Annotated in this window: 17 protein-coding genes and 1 tRNA gene; 12 read left to right on the top strand and 6 right to left on the bottom strand. The window is 55.8% G+C overall.

The window, feature by feature from the left end:
• Positions 1-86 precede the first annotated feature (86 nt).
• Positions 87-875: a winged helix-turn-helix domain-containing protein gene (locus tag WCL58_RS11295; protein WP_336851156.1), complete on the top strand. Its 789-nt coding sequence runs from the start codon at positions 87-89 to the stop codon at positions 873-875.
• Positions 856-1,350, top strand: coding sequence for a hypothetical protein (locus WCL58_RS11290; RefSeq protein ID WP_185741762.1), 495 nt, complete (start codon positions 856-858; stop codon positions 1,348-1,350). The genes WCL58_RS11295 and WCL58_RS11290 overlap by 20 nt, the downstream gene beginning before the upstream one ends.
• A 55-nt stretch (positions 1,351-1,405) precedes the next feature.
• On the opposite strand, the gene WCL58_RS11285 is transcribed toward WCL58_RS11290, so the two are convergent.
• Complete coding sequence (locus WCL58_RS11285) at positions 1,406-2,161, bottom strand: winged helix-turn-helix domain-containing protein (protein ID WP_141957744.1); 756 nt, start codon at positions 2,159-2,161, stop codon at positions 1,406-1,408.
• 414 nt (positions 2,162-2,575) lie between these two features.
• Here WCL58_RS11285 and WCL58_RS11280 point away from each other — a divergent pair, with 414 nt between their 5' ends.
• The 10 genes from WCL58_RS11280 (at position 2,576) to WCL58_RS11235 (ending at position 11,530) form a co-directional block, all read left to right on the top strand.
• Positions 2,576-3,109 carry a fimbrial protein gene (locus WCL58_RS11280; RefSeq protein ID WP_060440909.1) on the top strand — a complete coding sequence of 178 codons (534 nt, stop codon included), beginning with the start codon at positions 2,576-2,578 and terminating at the stop codon, positions 3,107-3,109.
• A gap of 91 nt (positions 3,110-3,200) precedes the next feature.
• Positions 3,201-3,743, top strand: coding sequence for a fimbrial protein (locus WCL58_RS11275; RefSeq protein ID WP_336851154.1), 543 nt, complete (start codon positions 3,201-3,203; stop codon positions 3,741-3,743).
• Between the two features lie 45 nt (positions 3,744-3,788).
• Positions 3,789-6,362, top strand: coding sequence for an outer membrane usher protein (locus tag WCL58_RS11270; protein ID WP_336851152.1), 2,574 nt, complete (start codon positions 3,789-3,791; stop codon positions 6,360-6,362).
• Positions 6,363-6,379: 17 nt separating this feature from the next.
• On the top strand, positions 6,380-7,132 hold the full coding sequence (locus tag WCL58_RS11265; protein ID WP_060440932.1) for a fimbria/pilus periplasmic chaperone: 753 nt from the start codon (positions 6,380-6,382) through the stop codon (positions 7,130-7,132).
• Between the two features lie 36 nt (positions 7,133-7,168).
• Positions 7,169-7,825 carry a fimbrial protein gene (locus WCL58_RS11260; RefSeq protein WP_060440906.1) on the top strand — a complete coding sequence of 219 codons (657 nt, stop codon included), beginning with the start codon at positions 7,169-7,171 and terminating at the stop codon, positions 7,823-7,825.
• 134 nt (positions 7,826-7,959) lie between these two features.
• A complete protein-coding gene (locus WCL58_RS11255) occupies positions 7,960-8,451 on the top strand; it encodes a fimbrial protein (protein WP_060440905.1) in 492 nt (163 codons plus the stop codon).
• Positions 8,452-8,485: 34 nt separating this feature from the next.
• Positions 8,486-8,962 carry a fimbrial protein gene (locus WCL58_RS11250; RefSeq protein ID WP_230201692.1) on the top strand — a complete coding sequence of 159 codons (477 nt, stop codon included), beginning with the start codon at positions 8,486-8,488 and terminating at the stop codon, positions 8,960-8,962.
• Positions 8,959-9,492, top strand: a complete 534-nt coding sequence (locus tag WCL58_RS11245) for a fimbrial protein (RefSeq protein WP_080440259.1) — start codon at positions 8,959-8,961, stop codon at positions 9,490-9,492. Before WCL58_RS11250 ends, WCL58_RS11245 begins: the two co-directional genes overlap by 4 nt.
• Positions 9,493-9,741: 249 nt before the next feature.
• Entirely contained in the window at positions 9,742-10,551 is an 810-nt protein-coding gene (locus tag WCL58_RS11240; RefSeq protein WP_154632739.1) for an MrpH family fimbial adhesin, read from the top strand.
• A 433-nt stretch (positions 10,552-10,984) separates the two neighbouring features.
• Entirely contained in the window at positions 10,985-11,530 is a 546-nt protein-coding gene (locus tag WCL58_RS11235; protein ID WP_141957757.1) for a response regulator transcription factor, read from the top strand.
• A gap of 868 nt (positions 11,531-12,398) precedes the next feature.
• Here the strand turns inward: WCL58_RS11235 and WCL58_RS11230 are convergent.
• From WCL58_RS11230 to WCL58_RS11210, 5 genes are all read right to left on the bottom strand, one after another.
• Positions 12,399-12,474: transfer RNA gene (locus WCL58_RS11230), tRNA-Phe, on the bottom strand.
• Positions 12,475-12,634: 160 nt separating this feature from the next.
• Positions 12,635-13,210, bottom strand: coding sequence for a division control transcriptional repressor DicD (dicD, locus tag WCL58_RS11225; RefSeq protein WP_060440930.1), 576 nt, complete (start codon positions 13,208-13,210; stop codon positions 12,635-12,637).
• Positions 13,211-13,249: 39 nt separating this feature from the next.
• Positions 13,250-14,974, bottom strand: coding sequence for a protein-disulfide reductase DsbD (locus WCL58_RS11220; RefSeq protein WP_060440903.1), 1,725 nt, complete (start codon positions 14,972-14,974; stop codon positions 13,250-13,252).
• Positions 14,950-15,273 (bottom strand): divalent cation tolerance protein CutA, encoded by a 324-nt coding sequence (cutA, locus tag WCL58_RS11215; RefSeq protein ID WP_004929657.1) that lies wholly within the window; start codon positions 15,271-15,273, stop codon positions 14,950-14,952. The genes WCL58_RS11220 and cutA overlap by 25 nt, the downstream gene beginning before the upstream one ends.
• 109 nt (positions 15,274-15,382) lie before the next feature.
• Positions 15,383-16,684, bottom strand: coding sequence for an anaerobic C4-dicarboxylate transporter (locus WCL58_RS11210; RefSeq protein WP_033654882.1), 1,302 nt, complete (start codon positions 16,682-16,684; stop codon positions 15,383-15,385).
• Positions 16,685-16,807 lie beyond the last annotated feature (123 nt).

Raw genomic sequence — 16,807 nt, 5'->3', positions numbered from 1 at the left:
GAATTTTCTTATCATTTGCGCTATGCTAATATTGCCACGTTTGATAGGGGCTAATGGGCGTTAACCAGTTTATCGCGCAGGGAGTTATGAGATACATAATTAATAATAATATTAAATATCATGAAGATAGATCGGAGCTGATCTCGCTGCATGACGACATTCCGCCGATTGTGCTGACGGCCACGCTGAACCGCCTGCTTTCCGCCCTGGTGCGCAACAATAATCTGGTGCTTTCCCGCGAAACGCTGCTGATGCAGGTGTGGGAGGCGCACGGCCAGGTCGCTTCCGGCAACAACCTCAACAACACCATCTCGATTCTGCGCAAAGCATTCTCTTCGCTCGGCGAGGAAGAGATCATCGTCACCCTGCCGCGGCAGGGGTTTATGTTTACCGCTCGCGAGCTGAAGACGACAGATAGCCAGGCGGAGGCGCTGATGGTGCAGAACGCGGCGCTCGTCGGCGAGGCCGCGCCTGCTGCAGAGCCCACGGCTAGATTGACGCGTTTCAAACGCATTGGGCTGGGCGGGTTGCTGCTGCTGGCCGTAGGGAGCGGGATCTGGGCCTGGCAGGACAGCGGCTATGCGCCGCTCAGCGCGATGGCGGTGGGCAACATCGGCAGCTGTGAGATCAAGTTTGTTACCTCATACCACAAGCCAGGGCCGGGTGAGGTTGATTTAAGCCGTTTGAAAGGGCTCTTGGAGCAGAAAAACATCCCATGCAACGTGCCGGCGACCGTGCTGTATTACGACAGCAAGTCGGTTGCGCCGAATGTTTTCGGTCGGGTTAGAGCGTCTTATTTCTACTACTGCCCACAGGCTGATATGGCCGCCGGCAAGGTACAATGCGAGAATTATTATGAACACTGGGCACAGTAGCCGCATGCGGCGTTATGGTTTTCCGCTGTTGCTGATGGCGGCGACGTTATGCTGCGGGATGTCGGGGTATTTTCTATGGTTTAAGCCCCGTTTGCCTGAATGCCGGGCGGTAATGCGTTTAGCCGATCAGGTGCCTGGTAGTCTTATGCAGAGCGTGCTGATGATCAGCGTCGTGCCTCAGGGGGCGAGAGGTGTCACTTTGTTGCTGAACGGCAGCGTCTATGACGGCGACACTCGCTATGTTGTCGACCGCATTCTGATGATGGACTATCGCAAGCAAGGTGATAATTACACGTTACGCCTGAAGGAAAAGCTGAGAAAACCGCAGGATAATTTAGAGAAAGAGGAATTGAACCGGCGATTGCTGATGTCGGCGCCGGTACTGCATTGGCATGTTGAGCAACTCGATAGCCGTCATTATCTCTTTAGCGGTAACTACGCCCCATTTTTCGTTTGCGCGACGAAAGGGGAATAAGTTCCCCGGCATGGCCGGGGGATTGGTTTGATGACCCTGGGACAAATCGCAAAATTCAAGGCTGCTTGTTATCGATATAATTGTTGATGCAGGGGCTGTTACCGGCTCGAGGACAGTATGTCACCCATTGTTCATTGTTTTCTGCGCCCTCATTACGGATATTATCGTAGTAATAAACGTCGGCGCGCGTTTGGCAACTGAAGCCGGCGCGTTGTATGACCCGTTTGATTTGACCTAAATCGCCACTGCCCGATGTCATACTGTAAATCTGGCAATTTCCGTAGCTTCCAAGCGGATAAACATTAATACGCGTGCTGTTTTGATACAGTACGACGGCGGAAAAAGGCACCAGGCACGCCGCCATGATCATAATTAATCTCTGCAGCGAACGCCGTATACCTGGATGTTTATTCCCCGGCGGCGGGATAGTGGTGGTTTCCAACATATTCTCATGTTCTTTTTTATATTCATCCTTCTTTTCATCTGTCTCGTGAATGCTAATGGCGTTGAATTTAAACCCCTGGCGCGGGTAAGTCACGATAATCTCTTCTGTACCGCATTGCGCCAAAGACTTGCGTAAGCCGGAAACATAATTATTAAGGTTGTTGTTCGAGGCTTTCAGACCGTGTTCAACCCAAACTTCATTAAGTAATCTCTCGCGCAGCAACAGCTTGTTATTATTGCGAATAAATAACGATAGCAGTCTGGCGCTGGGTTTAAGTAAAGCTATTTTATTACTGGCGTTATCGATATGCGCCAGCGTGCCGTCCTCCTCATTGTAAAGGACGATGTCATTTATGATGAAAATCATTTCTCTTTTCCGTCAACTTTCCTGTCGAGAGATTATTCTGATGGCTGTATATCTTTTTTTCAATCCTCTCGCCTGGCTGTAAATAGGATTTTTCTCTCTATTGTTATAATAGAGGTGAAATATTTATTTGTTTACAAGTTTTTTAAAATAAATATCGATAATTAAAAGCTATTTTTTGAATTTAAAACCTATTTTATGTGTATTTGTTGGTGTTTAAAACTGTGTTTTTGTATTTTTACGACATAACATTTCAATTTTCAGTGAGGGGATGTAAATTTGTTCCCACTGATACGGGGCGCCAAACGCAGCGTATTAGCCACCGATGTGAGGCGCAGAAAATTCTGAAGTGCATAACGTCGGTGACTTATGGATTTAATTTACTCCACTGCTTACTAAGGAATGTAAGGGATTTATATGAAACTGAACAAAATCATGCTGGCTGCGGCCATGGTATTTGGCGCGTCTTCTGTGGCAAACGCGGCCGATCAGGGTCACGGCAAAGTGACCTTTAGCGGCTCTATTATCGATGCACCTTGCTCTATTACCCCGGAATCCATGGATCAGACAGTTGAACTGGGTGCGATTTCCAACGTGGCGCTGAAAGGCGGCGGTAAATCCGCCCCGAAAAACTTCCAGGTTAAGCTGGATAACTGTGTCATTGAGGAGGGTGGAAAGAATTCGGTAAAATTGACCTTCTCTGGCGCGGCTTCCGACGCTAACCCTGAGCTGCTGGCATTGTCAGGTGATGCTAAAGGGGCAGGGATCGTCATTACCGATAGTGCTGGTAAACCGATCAAGCTGGGTACGGCTACAACTGCACAAAGTCTGGGCAATGGCAACAATACCCTGAGTTTCAGCGCTTATCTGCAGGGCAGCACTGCTTCCGGCGCAACTATCGTACCGGGTGAATTCCAGTCCGTGGCCGACTTTACCCTGGCTTACCAGTAATAAGTTACCCGAAGAAATACGTGTGATTATCGGGCATGCGGGGCAACCCGCATGCCATTTACAGGGAATCGTTATTTCACGGGAAAGTTGAATGAACTGTCGAATAAAAATAATAGGGGCGTTTTGCCTATTGTGGGTGTCGTTTGGTTTTGTTTCGCAGGCTATTTCTGCTGCGCAAGGCGAAGGACGCGTCAATATGCAAGGCGCTATTATCGATACCGCTTGCGCCATCGCCACGGAAAGCCGGGAACAAATTGTCGACATGAAAAATACGGCGCTGGCGGATATTGAACGCGGCGGGAATGGGATAGGAGTGCCGTTCAGCATTGAGCTGGTGAACTGCGTTCTTGAACGCACCGATAAAAAACTGCCGGACTGGAAACAATTTCAAATTACCTTTGACGGTCACGCCGATGGTGAGGCGTTTGGCATTAACGGTGATATCTCCGGCGTGGCGTTAAGAATTACCGATTCCAATGGGAATATTGCTCGGCCGGGCAGGCCATTACCGCCAATGGAGATTATTCCCGGAAATTACCGGCTGAATTTTACCCTGGCGCTGATTGCCAATAATCGGCCGCTTAAAGTAGGGGGTTATTTTTCCTCGGTGCGTTTCAAAATGGATTATTACTGAGGCGACCGTTACCCACAGGGAATCTGATAAATAAAAGGTCTGGACATGATGTTTTTGCCTGCAGGGAAGCCATTTCGTTTTCATATTCTGAGCGTCAGCGTGGCGCTGGCGCTGGGCTTCGCCGGCGGAATGCCTGCGGCGCAGGCGGAAGAGATCCAGTTCAACACCGACGTGCTGGACGTGAACGACCGCAAAAATATCGATCTCAGCCAGTTTGCGCGCGGTGGTTTCATCATGCCTGGTAGCTACAGCATGGTGGTGCGTCTGAACAAGAGCGATCTGCCGGAGCAGCCGGTGCCGTTCTACGCGCCTGACGACGATCCGAACGGCAGCCGCGCCTGCCTGTCGCCGGCGCTGGTGGAGCAGCTCGGCCTTAAGGACGAGATGCGTGGCAAGCTGAACTGGTGGCACCAGGGCGAGTGCCTGGATGAAGCCAGCCTGCCGGGCATGGAGGCGCGTGGCGATCTGGCTACCTCGGCGCTGTACCTCAGCATTCCGCAGGCCTATCTGGACTATGTCTCGGAGGACTGGGATCCGCCGGCGCGCTGGGACGAGGGCATATCGGGCGTGTTGCTGGATTACAACCTCAACGCCCAAACGCAGCGCCAGCTGCAATATGGTGGGCAAAGCTACGGCCTGAGCGGCAACGGCACGGCGGGGGCTAACCTGGCAGCCTGGCGGCTGCGCGCCGACTGGCAGGCGAATATAAACCACCAGAGCAGTGGTCAGGGCATGGAGAAGCGGCTGGACTGGAGCCGCTACTACGCTTATCGGGCGCTGCCGGCGTTGCGCTCGAAGCTGACCGTCGGCGAGGACTACCTCGACTCCGGCCTGTTCGACAGCTTCCGCTTCGGCGGCCTGAGCCTGCGCTCCGACGACATGATGCTGCCGCCCAACCTGCGCGGCTATGCGCCGGAGGTGGTGGGGGTGGCGAAGAGCAACGCCAAAGTGACCATCAGCCAGCAGGGGCGGGTGCTGTACGAGACGCAGGTGGCGGCGGGGCCGTTCCGCATTCAGGACATCAACGACGCGATCTCCGGCGATTTGGACGTGAAGGTGGAAGAGCAGGACGGCAGCGTGCAGGCATTCAAAATGAGCACCGCCAGCATCCCGTACCTGACGCGCCCCGGTTCTGTGCGCTACAAGCTGGCGGCGGGCAAGCCGTCGGATCTCGATCACCGCTATCGCGGGCCGCTGTTCGGCACCGGCGAGTTTTCCTGGGGGGTGAGCAACGGTTGGTCGCTGTACGGCGGCGCCCTGCTGGGTGGCGACTATAACGCCCTGGCGCTGGGTATCGGCCGCGACCTGATGCTGCTGGGTGCGTTGTCGTTCGACGTCACCCAGTCGCGCGCCAGGCTGCCGCAGCAGGCGCAGAATGAGCAGAATGAAAGGGCGCAAAGCGGCGAAACGCTGAGCGGCGGCTCGTACCGTCTCAGCTACTCGAAGACCTTCGACGAGCTGGACAGCCAGGTAACCTTCGCCGGCTACCGCTTCGCGGAAAAGAACTTTATGAGCATGAGCGAATTCCTGGACGCACGGGAATACGGCCGGCGGTTCGGCAACAGCAAGGAGATGTACACCATCACCTACAACCAGCAGCTGCGCGACCTGGGGTTAAGTGCCTACCTCAACTACAGCCACCAGACCTACTGGGACCGGCCGGCTAACGATCGCTACAGCCTGACGCTGTCGCGCTATTTCGATCTGGGCAACGTGAAGAACATGAGCCTGTCGATGTCGGCGTACCGCAATCGCTACAACGAGCGTAACGACGACGGCGCCTATCTATCGCTGTCGGTGCCGTGGGGCAACGGCGCCACGTTGAGCTACAACACCACGGTCAACCGTGACGACAGCAGCCACCGGGTGGGCTATTACGACCGCATTGACGAGCGCAGCAACTATCAGCTTAGCGCCGGCGGGGCGCGCAGCGGTGCCAGCCTGAGCGGTTATTACAACCGCAACGGCGACCTGTCACGTATGAGCGCCAACGCCAGCTACCTGCAGGACCGGTACAGCGCGGTCGGGCTGAGTGCCCAGGGCGGCATGACGCTGACCGCCGAAGGCGGCGCGCTGCACCGCAGCAACATGGCGGGGGGCACCCGGCTGCTGCTGGATACCGAGGGGGTGGCCGGGGTGCCGGTGCGCGGCTACGGCAGCGCAGTGGCCACCAACCGCTGGGGCAAGGCGGTAGTGACGGACGTCAACAGCTACTACCGCAACAAGGCCAGTATCGATCTGGACAAGCTGGGGGACAACGCCGAGGCCACGAAATCGGTGGTGCAGGCGACGCTGACTGAAGGCGCCATTGGCTACCGCAAGTTCGCGGTGATCGCCGGGGAGAAGGCGATGGCGGTGGTCAAGCTGGCGGACGGCAGCGAGCCGCCGTTCGGCGCCACGGTGCTGAACGCCCGCAAACAGGAGACCGGCATCGTCAACGACGGCGGCAGCGTCTACCTGAGCGGCATCAACGCCGGCGAGCGCATGACGGTGCATTGGGGCGGGGCGGCGCAGTGCGAAGTGCAGATGCCGACGCCGCTGCCGCCGGAGATGCTGATGAATACTTTACTGCTGCCGTGCCGGGCGCTGAGCGCGGGCGACGGCGGCAACGAACACTGAATTGAGGAGTTTTGATGATGAGCACACGTAACGTAATCGGCCTGCTGGCCACCACGGCTCTGCTGGCCGGGGCGCTGGCCCCGACGGCGCACGCCGCCATCGCGCTGGACCGCACGCGGGTGATCTTCGACGGCAGCGTGCAGTCGGTCAGCCTGAGCGTCAGCAACCAGAACAAGCAGCTGCCGTATCTGGCGCAGGGCTGGCTGGAGGATGAGCAGGGCAACAAGATCCAGAGCCCGCTGACGGTGCTGCCGCCGGTGCAGCGCATCGAGCCGGGCAAGCCGAGCCAGGTGAAGATCCAGGCGCTGCCGGCGGCGAAGATGCTGCCGCAGGACAGGGAGTCGCTGTACTACTTCAACCTGCGCGAGATCCCGCCGAAGAGCAACAAGCCGAACTCGCTGCAGATTGCGCTGCAGACGCGCATCAAGCTGTTCTACCGCCCGGCGGCGATCGCGCCGGAGCGCAACGCGGCGCCGTGGCAGGAGCAGCTGACGCTGACCAAACAGGGCGATAAGTACATCGTCAATAACCCGACGCCGTACTACGTCACTATTATTGACGCAGCCAGCCGCAAGGGGGGTGAAGGCGCCAAAGGCTTTGAGCCGCTTATGGTGCCGCCGAAGGGCAACATGCCGCTGACGGTAAGCGCGGGGAGCCTGGGTGGCAGCCCGGTGCTGACCTACATCAACGACTACGGCGGCCGGCCGCAGCTGAGCTTTAACTGCAGCGGCAGCGCCTGCACGGTGACGCCGGAGAAGACGGCGTCCTGAGTCAACGGGCCGCACGGCGCCTGAGGAGGAAGAAAAATGGCAAGGACAAACGTCAAAGCGCGTGAGTGGACTTATGCCTTGAGTGAACTGCGCTATTACGCCGCCTTGGGCGGGCTGGTGCTGATGGCGCCGCTCAGTCTGACGGCGCTGCTGTGGCTGCTGCCGGCGGCCAACGCCGTCGACAACTGGGATGTGGATGGCGCCAACGGTGTGCTGTATATCAGCGGGGCGTTGACGGAGAGCGCCTGCCGGCTGGAGATGGACAGCGCGCGGCAGGATATCAGCCTGGGCGAGGTAGCGACCGGCAAGTTGGCTGTTATGGGCGCGCGCGGCATGCCGGTGGCGGTCGAGCTGCGGCTGCGCGACTGCCTGCGCGGCCCGGCGGCGAGCCGGGATGAACGCACCGGGGCGCTGCTCTGGGCGCATGACCAGCCGGCGGTGCGGGTGGCTTTTAATGCCCCGGCCGACACCGATAACCCGCAGCTGGTGAAGGCGCAGGGTGTCTCCGGCCTGGGGCTGCGCCTGCTGGATGCGCATGGCCGCGATGTGCGGCTGGGCAGCCGCGGCGCGCCGTTGTGGCTAACGCCGGGCAGCAACGTACTGAGTTATAGCGTTATGCCCGAGCGCACCGTGGCGCCGCTGAGGGCCGGCGCGTATCGAGCGGTGGTGGATTTTGCTCTGAGTTATGACTGAGGCGAATATGAAAAGTCATTTTCCCTGCGGCTTACCATTATTACATTCACATCGGGAGACTTCTCCAGCTCGACGGTGGTAGCGGTAGATATTTTCTGAGTGTGAATGTCAGGTAAGGAACGTGAGGGACATACATGAAAAGTAGAAAGAGCAAAGTATGGCTGGTGCTCACCTTATTGGCTTCGGTGACTTCAATGGCGCAGGCGGCGGTGAGCATCGTGACGATCAGTGTTACGGTTCTGGCACCATTGCCTTGTACCCTCAACGGTGGCAAACCGATCGAGGTTAACTTCGGTGATGAGATTATGACTACACGCATCGACGGCAGTAACTACCGTCAGCCAGTGGACTATGGGTTGAGCTGTAATGGGCCCTGGAAAAATGCCATGCGGCTGCAGATCTCCGGCGCCGCTGCAGGTTTCGATGGGACGCTGTTGAAAACCAGTGTGAATGGTTTAGGCATTGGGCTGTTGAGAGACGGTGCGCGTATACCGCTTAACGATTGGCAAAATTTCACTTATCCCAGCATGCCGAATCTGGAAGCGGTGCCAGTGAAACAGAACGGGGCCACTCTGCCGACTGGTGAATTTACCGCCTCCGCTACACTGCGGGTCGATTATCAATAAGGGGATAAATACCATGCGGTCTGGTCCGATAGCAATGTTGTTACTGAGCGTCTTGACCTTGTTCCACATGCCGCTATGGGCGGTTGTTGAGACCGATATGCAGTTTCGCGGTTTTCTTCGTGCGCCGCCCCCCTGTAGCATCAATGACGGCGGCATGCTGGATGTTGATTTCGGCCTACGGGTTGGGGTTAATAAAATAGACGGGAATAACTATCGTCAGGCAGTGAATTATCGTATCCGGTGTGAGGCGCCAGGCGCTGTACCTTGGGAGACGGTGCTGACATTAAAGGGCTCTGTTGCCGGATTCGACAAGACGGCGGTGCTAACCGATAACGTCAACCTGGGTATCCGGGTTTATCAGAACGGTGTGCCCTTTCCCCCTAACAGCGGCATCAAGATCGATCCCGGCAATCCGCCGCTGCTGGAGGCTGTACCGGTAGCTAAGCCTGGGGAGAAGCTAAAAGAGGGCGCCTTTCTGGCCACGGCGACACTACAGGTGGAATACCAATGAGGAAACGGACGATAGCAAAGAACATCATCACTGGGCTGCTGTTAGGGTGGGGAGCATTGTTGCCGGCGAGGGCTGCGGACAATATGACATTTAGAGGCGCACTGGTGGCGGAACCCTGCGTGATCCCGCCCGGGCAGGAGACGGTGGTGCTCAATTTTGGCAGCGTAGTGGACAAGTACCTTTACCAGAATCTGCGCTCACCGGGCGTACAGTTCGAAATTATCCTGGCTGAGTGCGACCTCAGTGTGGGCAAAACGGTGCGAATGACGCTGAACGGAACAGAGAGTTTGGCTTTGCCTGGCTTGTTGGCACCGTCCAGCCAGGCTGGCGGTATCGCTATCGGCTTGGAAACGCCGGAAGGGCAAATGGTGCCAATTAACCACTCTGGCGAGAAGTTCATTCTGGCGGACGGCACCAACGGTATTCGCCTGTTGGCTTATGTGCGCGGTGAGCCGGAAGCGATTGCGAATAGAACTATCGGTCGTGGCACGTTTAGTGCGGCAGCCACTTTTAGCCTGGAATATGAGTGATGGGTTCCACGCACTTTTGAGCAGGCATAAGGTATCGTTGCTTCGTTAATCGCGTAATGTACGTATCCAGGCAAAAAATATCTATTACCTTATCTGATTTCTTCGGGGGTATTGCCTCTTGAGTTTTGGTTTTTTTATTGCGATGTAGGCATGAGGCGTTATTTATACTGTGCTAATGGCATTGATTGACCAAGGTGGCCAATTAATATCTTATCACTTAGATTTCTTAAACTTTAAACTGGCAACGTTATGGCTAAGAAAATACTGATGGCTATTTTTCTGATTTTTAGTATAGAGAGTGCTAACGCAGAAATATATTTCCAGGTGACAAAGAAAGAAGGGGGGCTATTGTGGGGGGTGTTTTATTATGAGATGCTTGAGTGGACAACTGAAGATGAAAAACCAAACCCCTGTTATAATAATTTAAATTGTACAATAATGATTACCAGCTCATATAACGTATCGGGTTTCCGTGATGACACTGATGGCTATTGGAGTGCTTCAAACGTTTCATGGGTTGCAAATTCACGGACGATGGGGGAGCTCGGCGAGAATTTTAAAAGAAACGTGGGTCTACCGAGAACCGGGAGATTTCCCTATAACCGGTACCTTATTGTTGGTGGGGCATGCGTAGGGTTGTTCTATAGGAGCGATGTTGCCGGGTCGATAAAGCGCATGCCTGGTTCAATATGTGCAAATCCGCCTGAGGGGAACGTTTCTTGTGATATTGAGACACCTAACCTTACGTTAAACCATGGTGCTGTCAACTTGGGTGAGTTGGTCGGAAACACGGTGTATGAACCTTTAAGGATTACCTGCAATAAAAAAACAAATGTTGATGTTTTTATTAGTGAGGGTGCGGCTGGGGTGGCGTTAAATAAAGAAGCGACCTTAATTTCAAATATTAAAATTAATGGTTATCCGGCAGGGCAAGGGGTTAGGATTGTCGTTGAGCCGACAGGTGAAATTGTTCAGGTTAGTTCAACGTTAAAATCTGTTGGTGACATATCACCGGGAGTTTTTAATGCCGTTGCAGTGGCGGTTTTATCAATACCTTAGTTTTTCCTGGTATCGGGTGGAATGGCATTTTAACTGTTATATATAACTGCGTGATTATATTTATGATTGCCACGTTATACTCCCGCTTCCAGTGTTTTTAACGTTGGCTATTTATGTTGCCAGCATTTTTTAGTAATGGTGAGATCTTCTGTGGTGAAATGGTTTATCGCACCTTCAATTTTAGTGATGAAGTGCCAGTCATACTTGCATTAATTTTATCTATTGCTGGAGTGTTTTCCTTGTAGAAATGTTTTAGGAAAAACACAGAGCCTGTTCAATGCCTGTTTTGATAATGCAAGTACGTTTCCTCTTCAGGTAATGAGATTGAAATTATTTCTCATGAGATATTATTTTACTCTGAGGGAAATATCATTGCGTTCAATTTTTTTTTTGCGGGTAATTAAATAGTACGTAATAAATAAATGGGGGGTAAATGAGAAATCTGAATTTCCTTATAGATGACGAAAATCGCTATTACGCGGCCGGTTTACAGTACAGTATTATTGAATATGCCCAGGTTAATCAGAAAAAGGTGTCTTTCTTAAAGCCGGAAGAGGCGGAGCGTGCCGATGTGGTGATCGTCACTTCTGGACGACGTGCGCAGCGTTGGCGCCGCGTAGGCCAGCCCGTTGCGGCTCAGGTAGTGACGATTAAGGAAAGAAAGTTCACGGCCTCAGACGAAGCATCATACGTACTTTATCGAGCCGGGCGGCAAAACGAGCTTTTCCGTCTATTGGCTTGTTTATTTTCCAGTGAAGGCATCCGTTCCAACGTTGCTACCTTGACGCTCACCGATCGTGAAAGGCAGGTAGTCGGCCATCTACGCCGTGGTGTGGGGCAGGCCCAGGTTGCCAGAATGATGGGGGTAAGTGTAAAAACGGTGCATAGCCATAAACGATCTGTTATGGACAAGTTATTATTGACGCGGCAGCATGATTTTATTTACTGGCTGCTTTCTCATGATGGAGAATATTCTTAACCGTGATGAGGGATATTCAGTTTATTATTTTTGTTATATTTTATCATTTTATATGTGATTTTATTTCAATCATTAAATTCACAGCCAGAATGTTTTTAATTGATGTTTCGATATGTATCTATGGATAAAGTGAATATTCATTGATTCTTTTCTGCACGATGCTGGTGACTTGTGTATATGCCGGTTTCAACGGCAACCACGGTGTACTGAAGTATCAGGCGGCAGCACCGACAAACCTAAGGAAAAAGAGAAAAATGAGACGTAGAAGTCCATTTTTTCTGCAGCCGTTATGAAAAGTATGCCGTTATCTGTCAGTTGTCATTATGCATATTAAAAGCAGGGCTGCCTCTCTGCTTTTTGTGATTCTGATTGGAGAGGTTTATGGATTCAGCCCTAAAGATAACACTAGGGAATAATACCGCTCCGGTATCTGGTTAGGTAGTTTTTCGGAAATAAAGCGCGCCAATAAGCGTTACCAAAGGAAGGTACAGTGAGTTTATTTTTTCTGGCGATATTACTGTTTTGCCTGAGCGTGTTCTCATTTTTTATGCATGCGAAACGTATGAGAAAAAGGCGTTTGACGCTGCAGGGAGAAATGGTCGATAGAACAATGCGGTGGTGGCTGTGGGGCTAATTGCAATCATCAGGAGTCACGCGATGACGAGTCCTTGCCCTGAAAAGCAAAAACCCAGCCATAGGCTGGGTTCTCTAAATAGGGCGACCGGACTCGGACAACCGGCGCCTGCGCCGGGTTGAACAGCGCTGGCCCGCAGGGTGAGGCCTTCAGGCCGAATAATCGAACGCAGTTCGATGGAGAGTTCGTACTCCAGAAAGCGAAAAACCCGCCATAGGCGGGTTCTTCTTAATATGGTGCCCGGACTCGGAATCGAACCAAGGACACGGGGATTTTCAATCCCCTGCTCTACCGACTGAGCTATCCGGGCAACGGGCAGCATTAAACCGTATTGGCCGATGGCCGTCAACGGCTTTATGCGTGAAAGACGTTAAAATGCCTCCGGTTGCTGGCTTTTCAGGCAAAGGGCGCAAAAAATGCGCCTGCTGTGGCTATCACCTTGGGTTGGCGGCGCCGTAAGCGCGGCTCGCTCAGCTCAGCGCCCCGTTGCGGCGGCACTGTGCCACCTGCAAGATGTCTTCCGCCAGCCGTTTGGCGACCGATACGTCCTGGAGCTGGCGTTTTATCAGCAGTTTGCTCAGGCAGCCTTCCTGAATCAATTCCATTTGCTGCGCCACCATGTCGGCATCGTCGGCGTCCATGTCGCGCAGCAGTTCGCGGGTCAGCTCCAGCGAGGTCAGCTTTTGCTGCTCCGCCAACTGATGGATCGGGTGATCCGTTTCCGGGAAGAAGCTGCAGGCGGCGATAAACAGGCAGCCGGGATAGCGGTCTTGCTGCACGTATTCCGCCAGTACGTCATAGCGCGCCAGCAGCTTTTGCTGCGGGCTCAGGTTTTCATCCAGCAGCAGCTGGCGGCGCCAGGTGTCGATCTGTTGGCCGTGGTAGCGCAGGCAGTCGTACAGCAGCGCTTCGCGATCCGGCCAGAACCGTTTGAGATCGCCGGGCTGAACGTCGAGTTTTTCCGCCAGCATCTCTAATGTGGCGGTCGCCAGGCCCTGTTGTTCCAACAGGCCCAGCGCGGTATCAAGGACGTGTTCACGTTGCACTTGTGCTTCCTCCCATTCGCTTCCGATCTTCAGTGTCATTTATCGCATCACTTTCTGCAAATGCGCGTTGAAGGCTTCCGCCTTCATAAAACCGGTGACCCGCTGGGCCGTCAGCTCCTGGCCGGCCGGATCGAAGAACAGGATCGTCGGCAACCCCAGCACCTGCAGATGCTTCAGCAGCGCCGCCTGTTCCGCACCGTTGGCGGTGACGTCCGCCTGCAGCAGCACCGCGTTGGCCAGGCTCGCCTGCACCGCCGCATCGCTGAAGGTATATTTCTCGAACTCTTTACAGGCCACGCACCAGTCGGCGTACAGGTCCAGCATCACCGGCTTGCCCCGCGCCTGTTGCAGCGCCAGATCTAATTGCTCGACGTTGTTGATGCGGGTAAAAGTCAGGTGCGGTTGAGCCGCCTGCTGCGCCTGATCGGCGCCGAAGGCCCAGTCCTGCAGCGGCCGCGCGGCGATCACCGCCGCCGCCAGCAGAAGCAGCTGCAGGGCGCGTGCCCAGCCGCGCGCGCTTCTCAGGCTCAGGGCGAAGGCCCAACCGAAGAACGCCAGGCCGAGCAGGCTCCACAGGCGCAGGCCCCACAGATCGCCGATCACCCGCTCCAGCAGGAACACCGGCAGCGCCAGAATGACGAAGCCGAAGGCCTCTTTCACGTACTGCATCCACGGGCCGCTGCGCGGCAGCAGGCGGTTGCCGAACAGGGTGACGATCACCAGCGGAATGCCCATCCCCAGTGCGTACAGGTACAGCGTACCGCCGCCGGCCCACAGGTTACCGCTCTGGGCGATATACAGCAGGATGGCGCTGAGCGGCGCGGTGGTGCAGGGCGAGCAAATCAGCCCGGCCAGGGCGCCCATTAGGAACACGCCGGCCAGCGAGCCGCCGCGTTGGGTGTTGCTCCAGCTCGCCAGCCGGGTTTGCAGCGCCGAGGGCAGCTGCAGGGAATAGAGGCCGAACATCGACAGCGCCAGCGCGATAAACAGCACCGACAGGCCGATCAGCACGTAAGGGTGCTGCAGCGCCGCCTGGAACTGCAGGCCGGCGGCGGCCACCACCAGCCCCAGCAGGGTGTAGGTGAGCGCCATGCCCTGCACGTAAACCACCGCCAGCGCCAGAATGCGGCCGCTGCTTTGCGGTCGGTCGCGGCCGAGGATGATGCCGGAGATCAGCGGGTACATCGGCAGCACGCACGGGGTGAAGGCGATGCCGATACCGATCAGCAGCGCCCACAGCGGCGAGAACGGCAGGTTGGCCGGCGTAGCGGGCTGTTCGGTTGGTGCGGTGTCAACCGCCGGGAGCGGGGCGACCGCGCCGGCGCTGACCGCGTCCAGCGGGATGATCCGGGTTTCCGGCGGATAGCAGAAGCCGGCCTCGGCGCAGCCCTGATAGGTGACGCTGAGGCTGGCGTTGGCCGCCGCCTGTTGCAGCGGCACCTGCAGATTCAGCTGCTGTTTGAAAATCGCCACTTCGCCGAAGAACTCGTCCTTGTGGCTCACCCCTTCGGGCAGGGTAAAGGCGCCGAGCGTCGCCTGCTGTGGCACCAGTTTGATCTGCTGGCGATACAGGTAGTAGCCGGGGCGGATCTGCCAATTCAGCGTTACCTGGCTGCCTTGCTGTTTGAAATCGAAGGCGAAGGCCTGATCGACAGGCACGAACTGGCTGCCGCCCTTCGGCGCGAACAGCGAAGCCTGCGCCGCCTGCGGCAGGAAGAACAGGCTGCACAGCAGCAAAATCAGTTTAAGGAAGCGTTGATCCATAACAGGTAGTCTTTATCTCCGGCCATCACCGGCAGCACCAACAGCTCGGGCGTCTGGTAAGGGTGATGTTGTTTCAGGGTGTCGAGCAGGGCCTGCTGACGGCGGCGATCGCTTTTGAACAGCATCTGCACTTCGTATTCCTGTTCCAGTTTCCCTTCCCAGTAATACAGCGAGGTAGCGCCGGGCAGCAGCGTGGCGCAGGCCGCCAGCTTATCGCCCAGGACCCGCGCCGCCAGTTCCTGGGCGCTGGCTTCATCGGGTGCGGTACAGAGTATGACGACAGCTTCGCAATCAGACATCTTCAGCCCTCTCATCGGTTCGAATGGGCACTATACCCTGAAGGCGGATTGGCTAGAAGGCGAGTTTATCGCCAGAAGGAAAACCGGGGCCGCAGCCCCGGTCGGAGCGTTACAGCATGATGCTGCCGAGCAGGAAGCCGAATACCACGGCGAAGATCACGCCCATGGTGCCGGGAATGAAGAACGGATGGTTGAACACGAAGCGGCCGATGCGCGTGGTGCCGGTATCGTCCATCTGCACTGCGGCGACCAGCGTTGGGTAGGTCGGCAGGATGAACAGGCCGGAGACGGCGGCGAAGGAGGCGACGGCGGTCAGCGGCGATACGTTCAGCGCCAGCGCCATTGGCATCAGCGCCTTGGCGGTAGCGGCCTGCGAGTACAGCAGCGCCGAGCAGAAGAAGAAGATCACCGCCAGCAGCCACGGGTGCGCCTGAATGACGCTGCCGGCCGTCTCTTTGATCCAGTCGATGTTGGCCTGCACGAAGGTATCGCCCAGCCAGGCGACGCCGAGGATACAAATACAGGCGCTCATGCCGGCCTTGAAGGTGCTGGAGTTCAGCACCATGTCGGTGTCGACGCGGCACAGCAGGGTGGTCAGCGTGGCGACGCTCAGCATGATGATCAGGATGGCGTTGGTGGTGTTCATCAGCGGCTTGGCCACCAGGCCCAAGCCCGGGCTGTTGATGATGGCATAGGCGACAACGCACAGCACGCCCAGCAGGAACAGCAGCACCGAGGCTTTGGCGCGCGGTTTGATCTCCAGCGCGTTGTTGCCGCGCAGGGTGATCAGGCCTTCTTCCAGGCGTTTCAGGTACACCGGATCGTTAGACAGCTTGGAGTCGAACAGCCAGGTCACCAGCAGCGACATCACCAGCACGGCGCAGAAGGTGGACGGGATCACCACCATCAGCAGGTGCAGGTAGCTGACGCCGTGGCCTTCCATCACCGAAGACATGTACACCACCGCGGCGGAGATCGGCGAGGCGGTGATGGCGATCTGGGCGGACACCACGGCGGTGGACAGCGGCCGGCAAGGCTTGATGCCCTGTTCTTTCGCCACTTCGGCGATCACCGGCAGCGCCGAGAGCGAGATGTTGCCGGTGCCGGCGAAGATGGTCAGGAAGTAGGTGACGATAGGGGCGAGAATGGTGATGTGCTTGGGGTTCTTGCGCAGCAGCTTTTCGGTCTGCTGCACCAGATAGTCCATCCCCCCGGCGACCTGCATCGCGGAGATCGCCGCGATCACCGCCATGATGATGGAAATCACGTCGAAGGGAATGCTGCCCGGCTTGACGCCGATCAGCGCCAGGACCAGAACGCCCAATCCCCCCGCGAACCCGATACCGATACCGCCCAACCTGGCCCCTAAAAAGATGGCCAGCAGAACGATAACCAATTCCAAGGCTAGCATAGTGTTTACTCCTTAAAATGAGAGAAATTGAAAATCAAACGTTAAAATTTTGTGGGCGCCGGAAAGTAAAAAGGCACGCTATCCAGAGGATTTAGCGTGCCTTTCAGGGCTACCGGGTAGGTC

It is taken from the genome of Serratia sp. TMDUHS_CL, from assembly GCF_037137105.1.
Lineage (GTDB): Bacteria > Pseudomonadota > Gammaproteobacteria > Enterobacterales > Enterobacteriaceae > Serratia > Serratia nevei.
The sequence above is the reverse complement of the archived record's forward strand: the minus strand, read 5'-3'. Positions and strand labels throughout refer to the sequence as shown.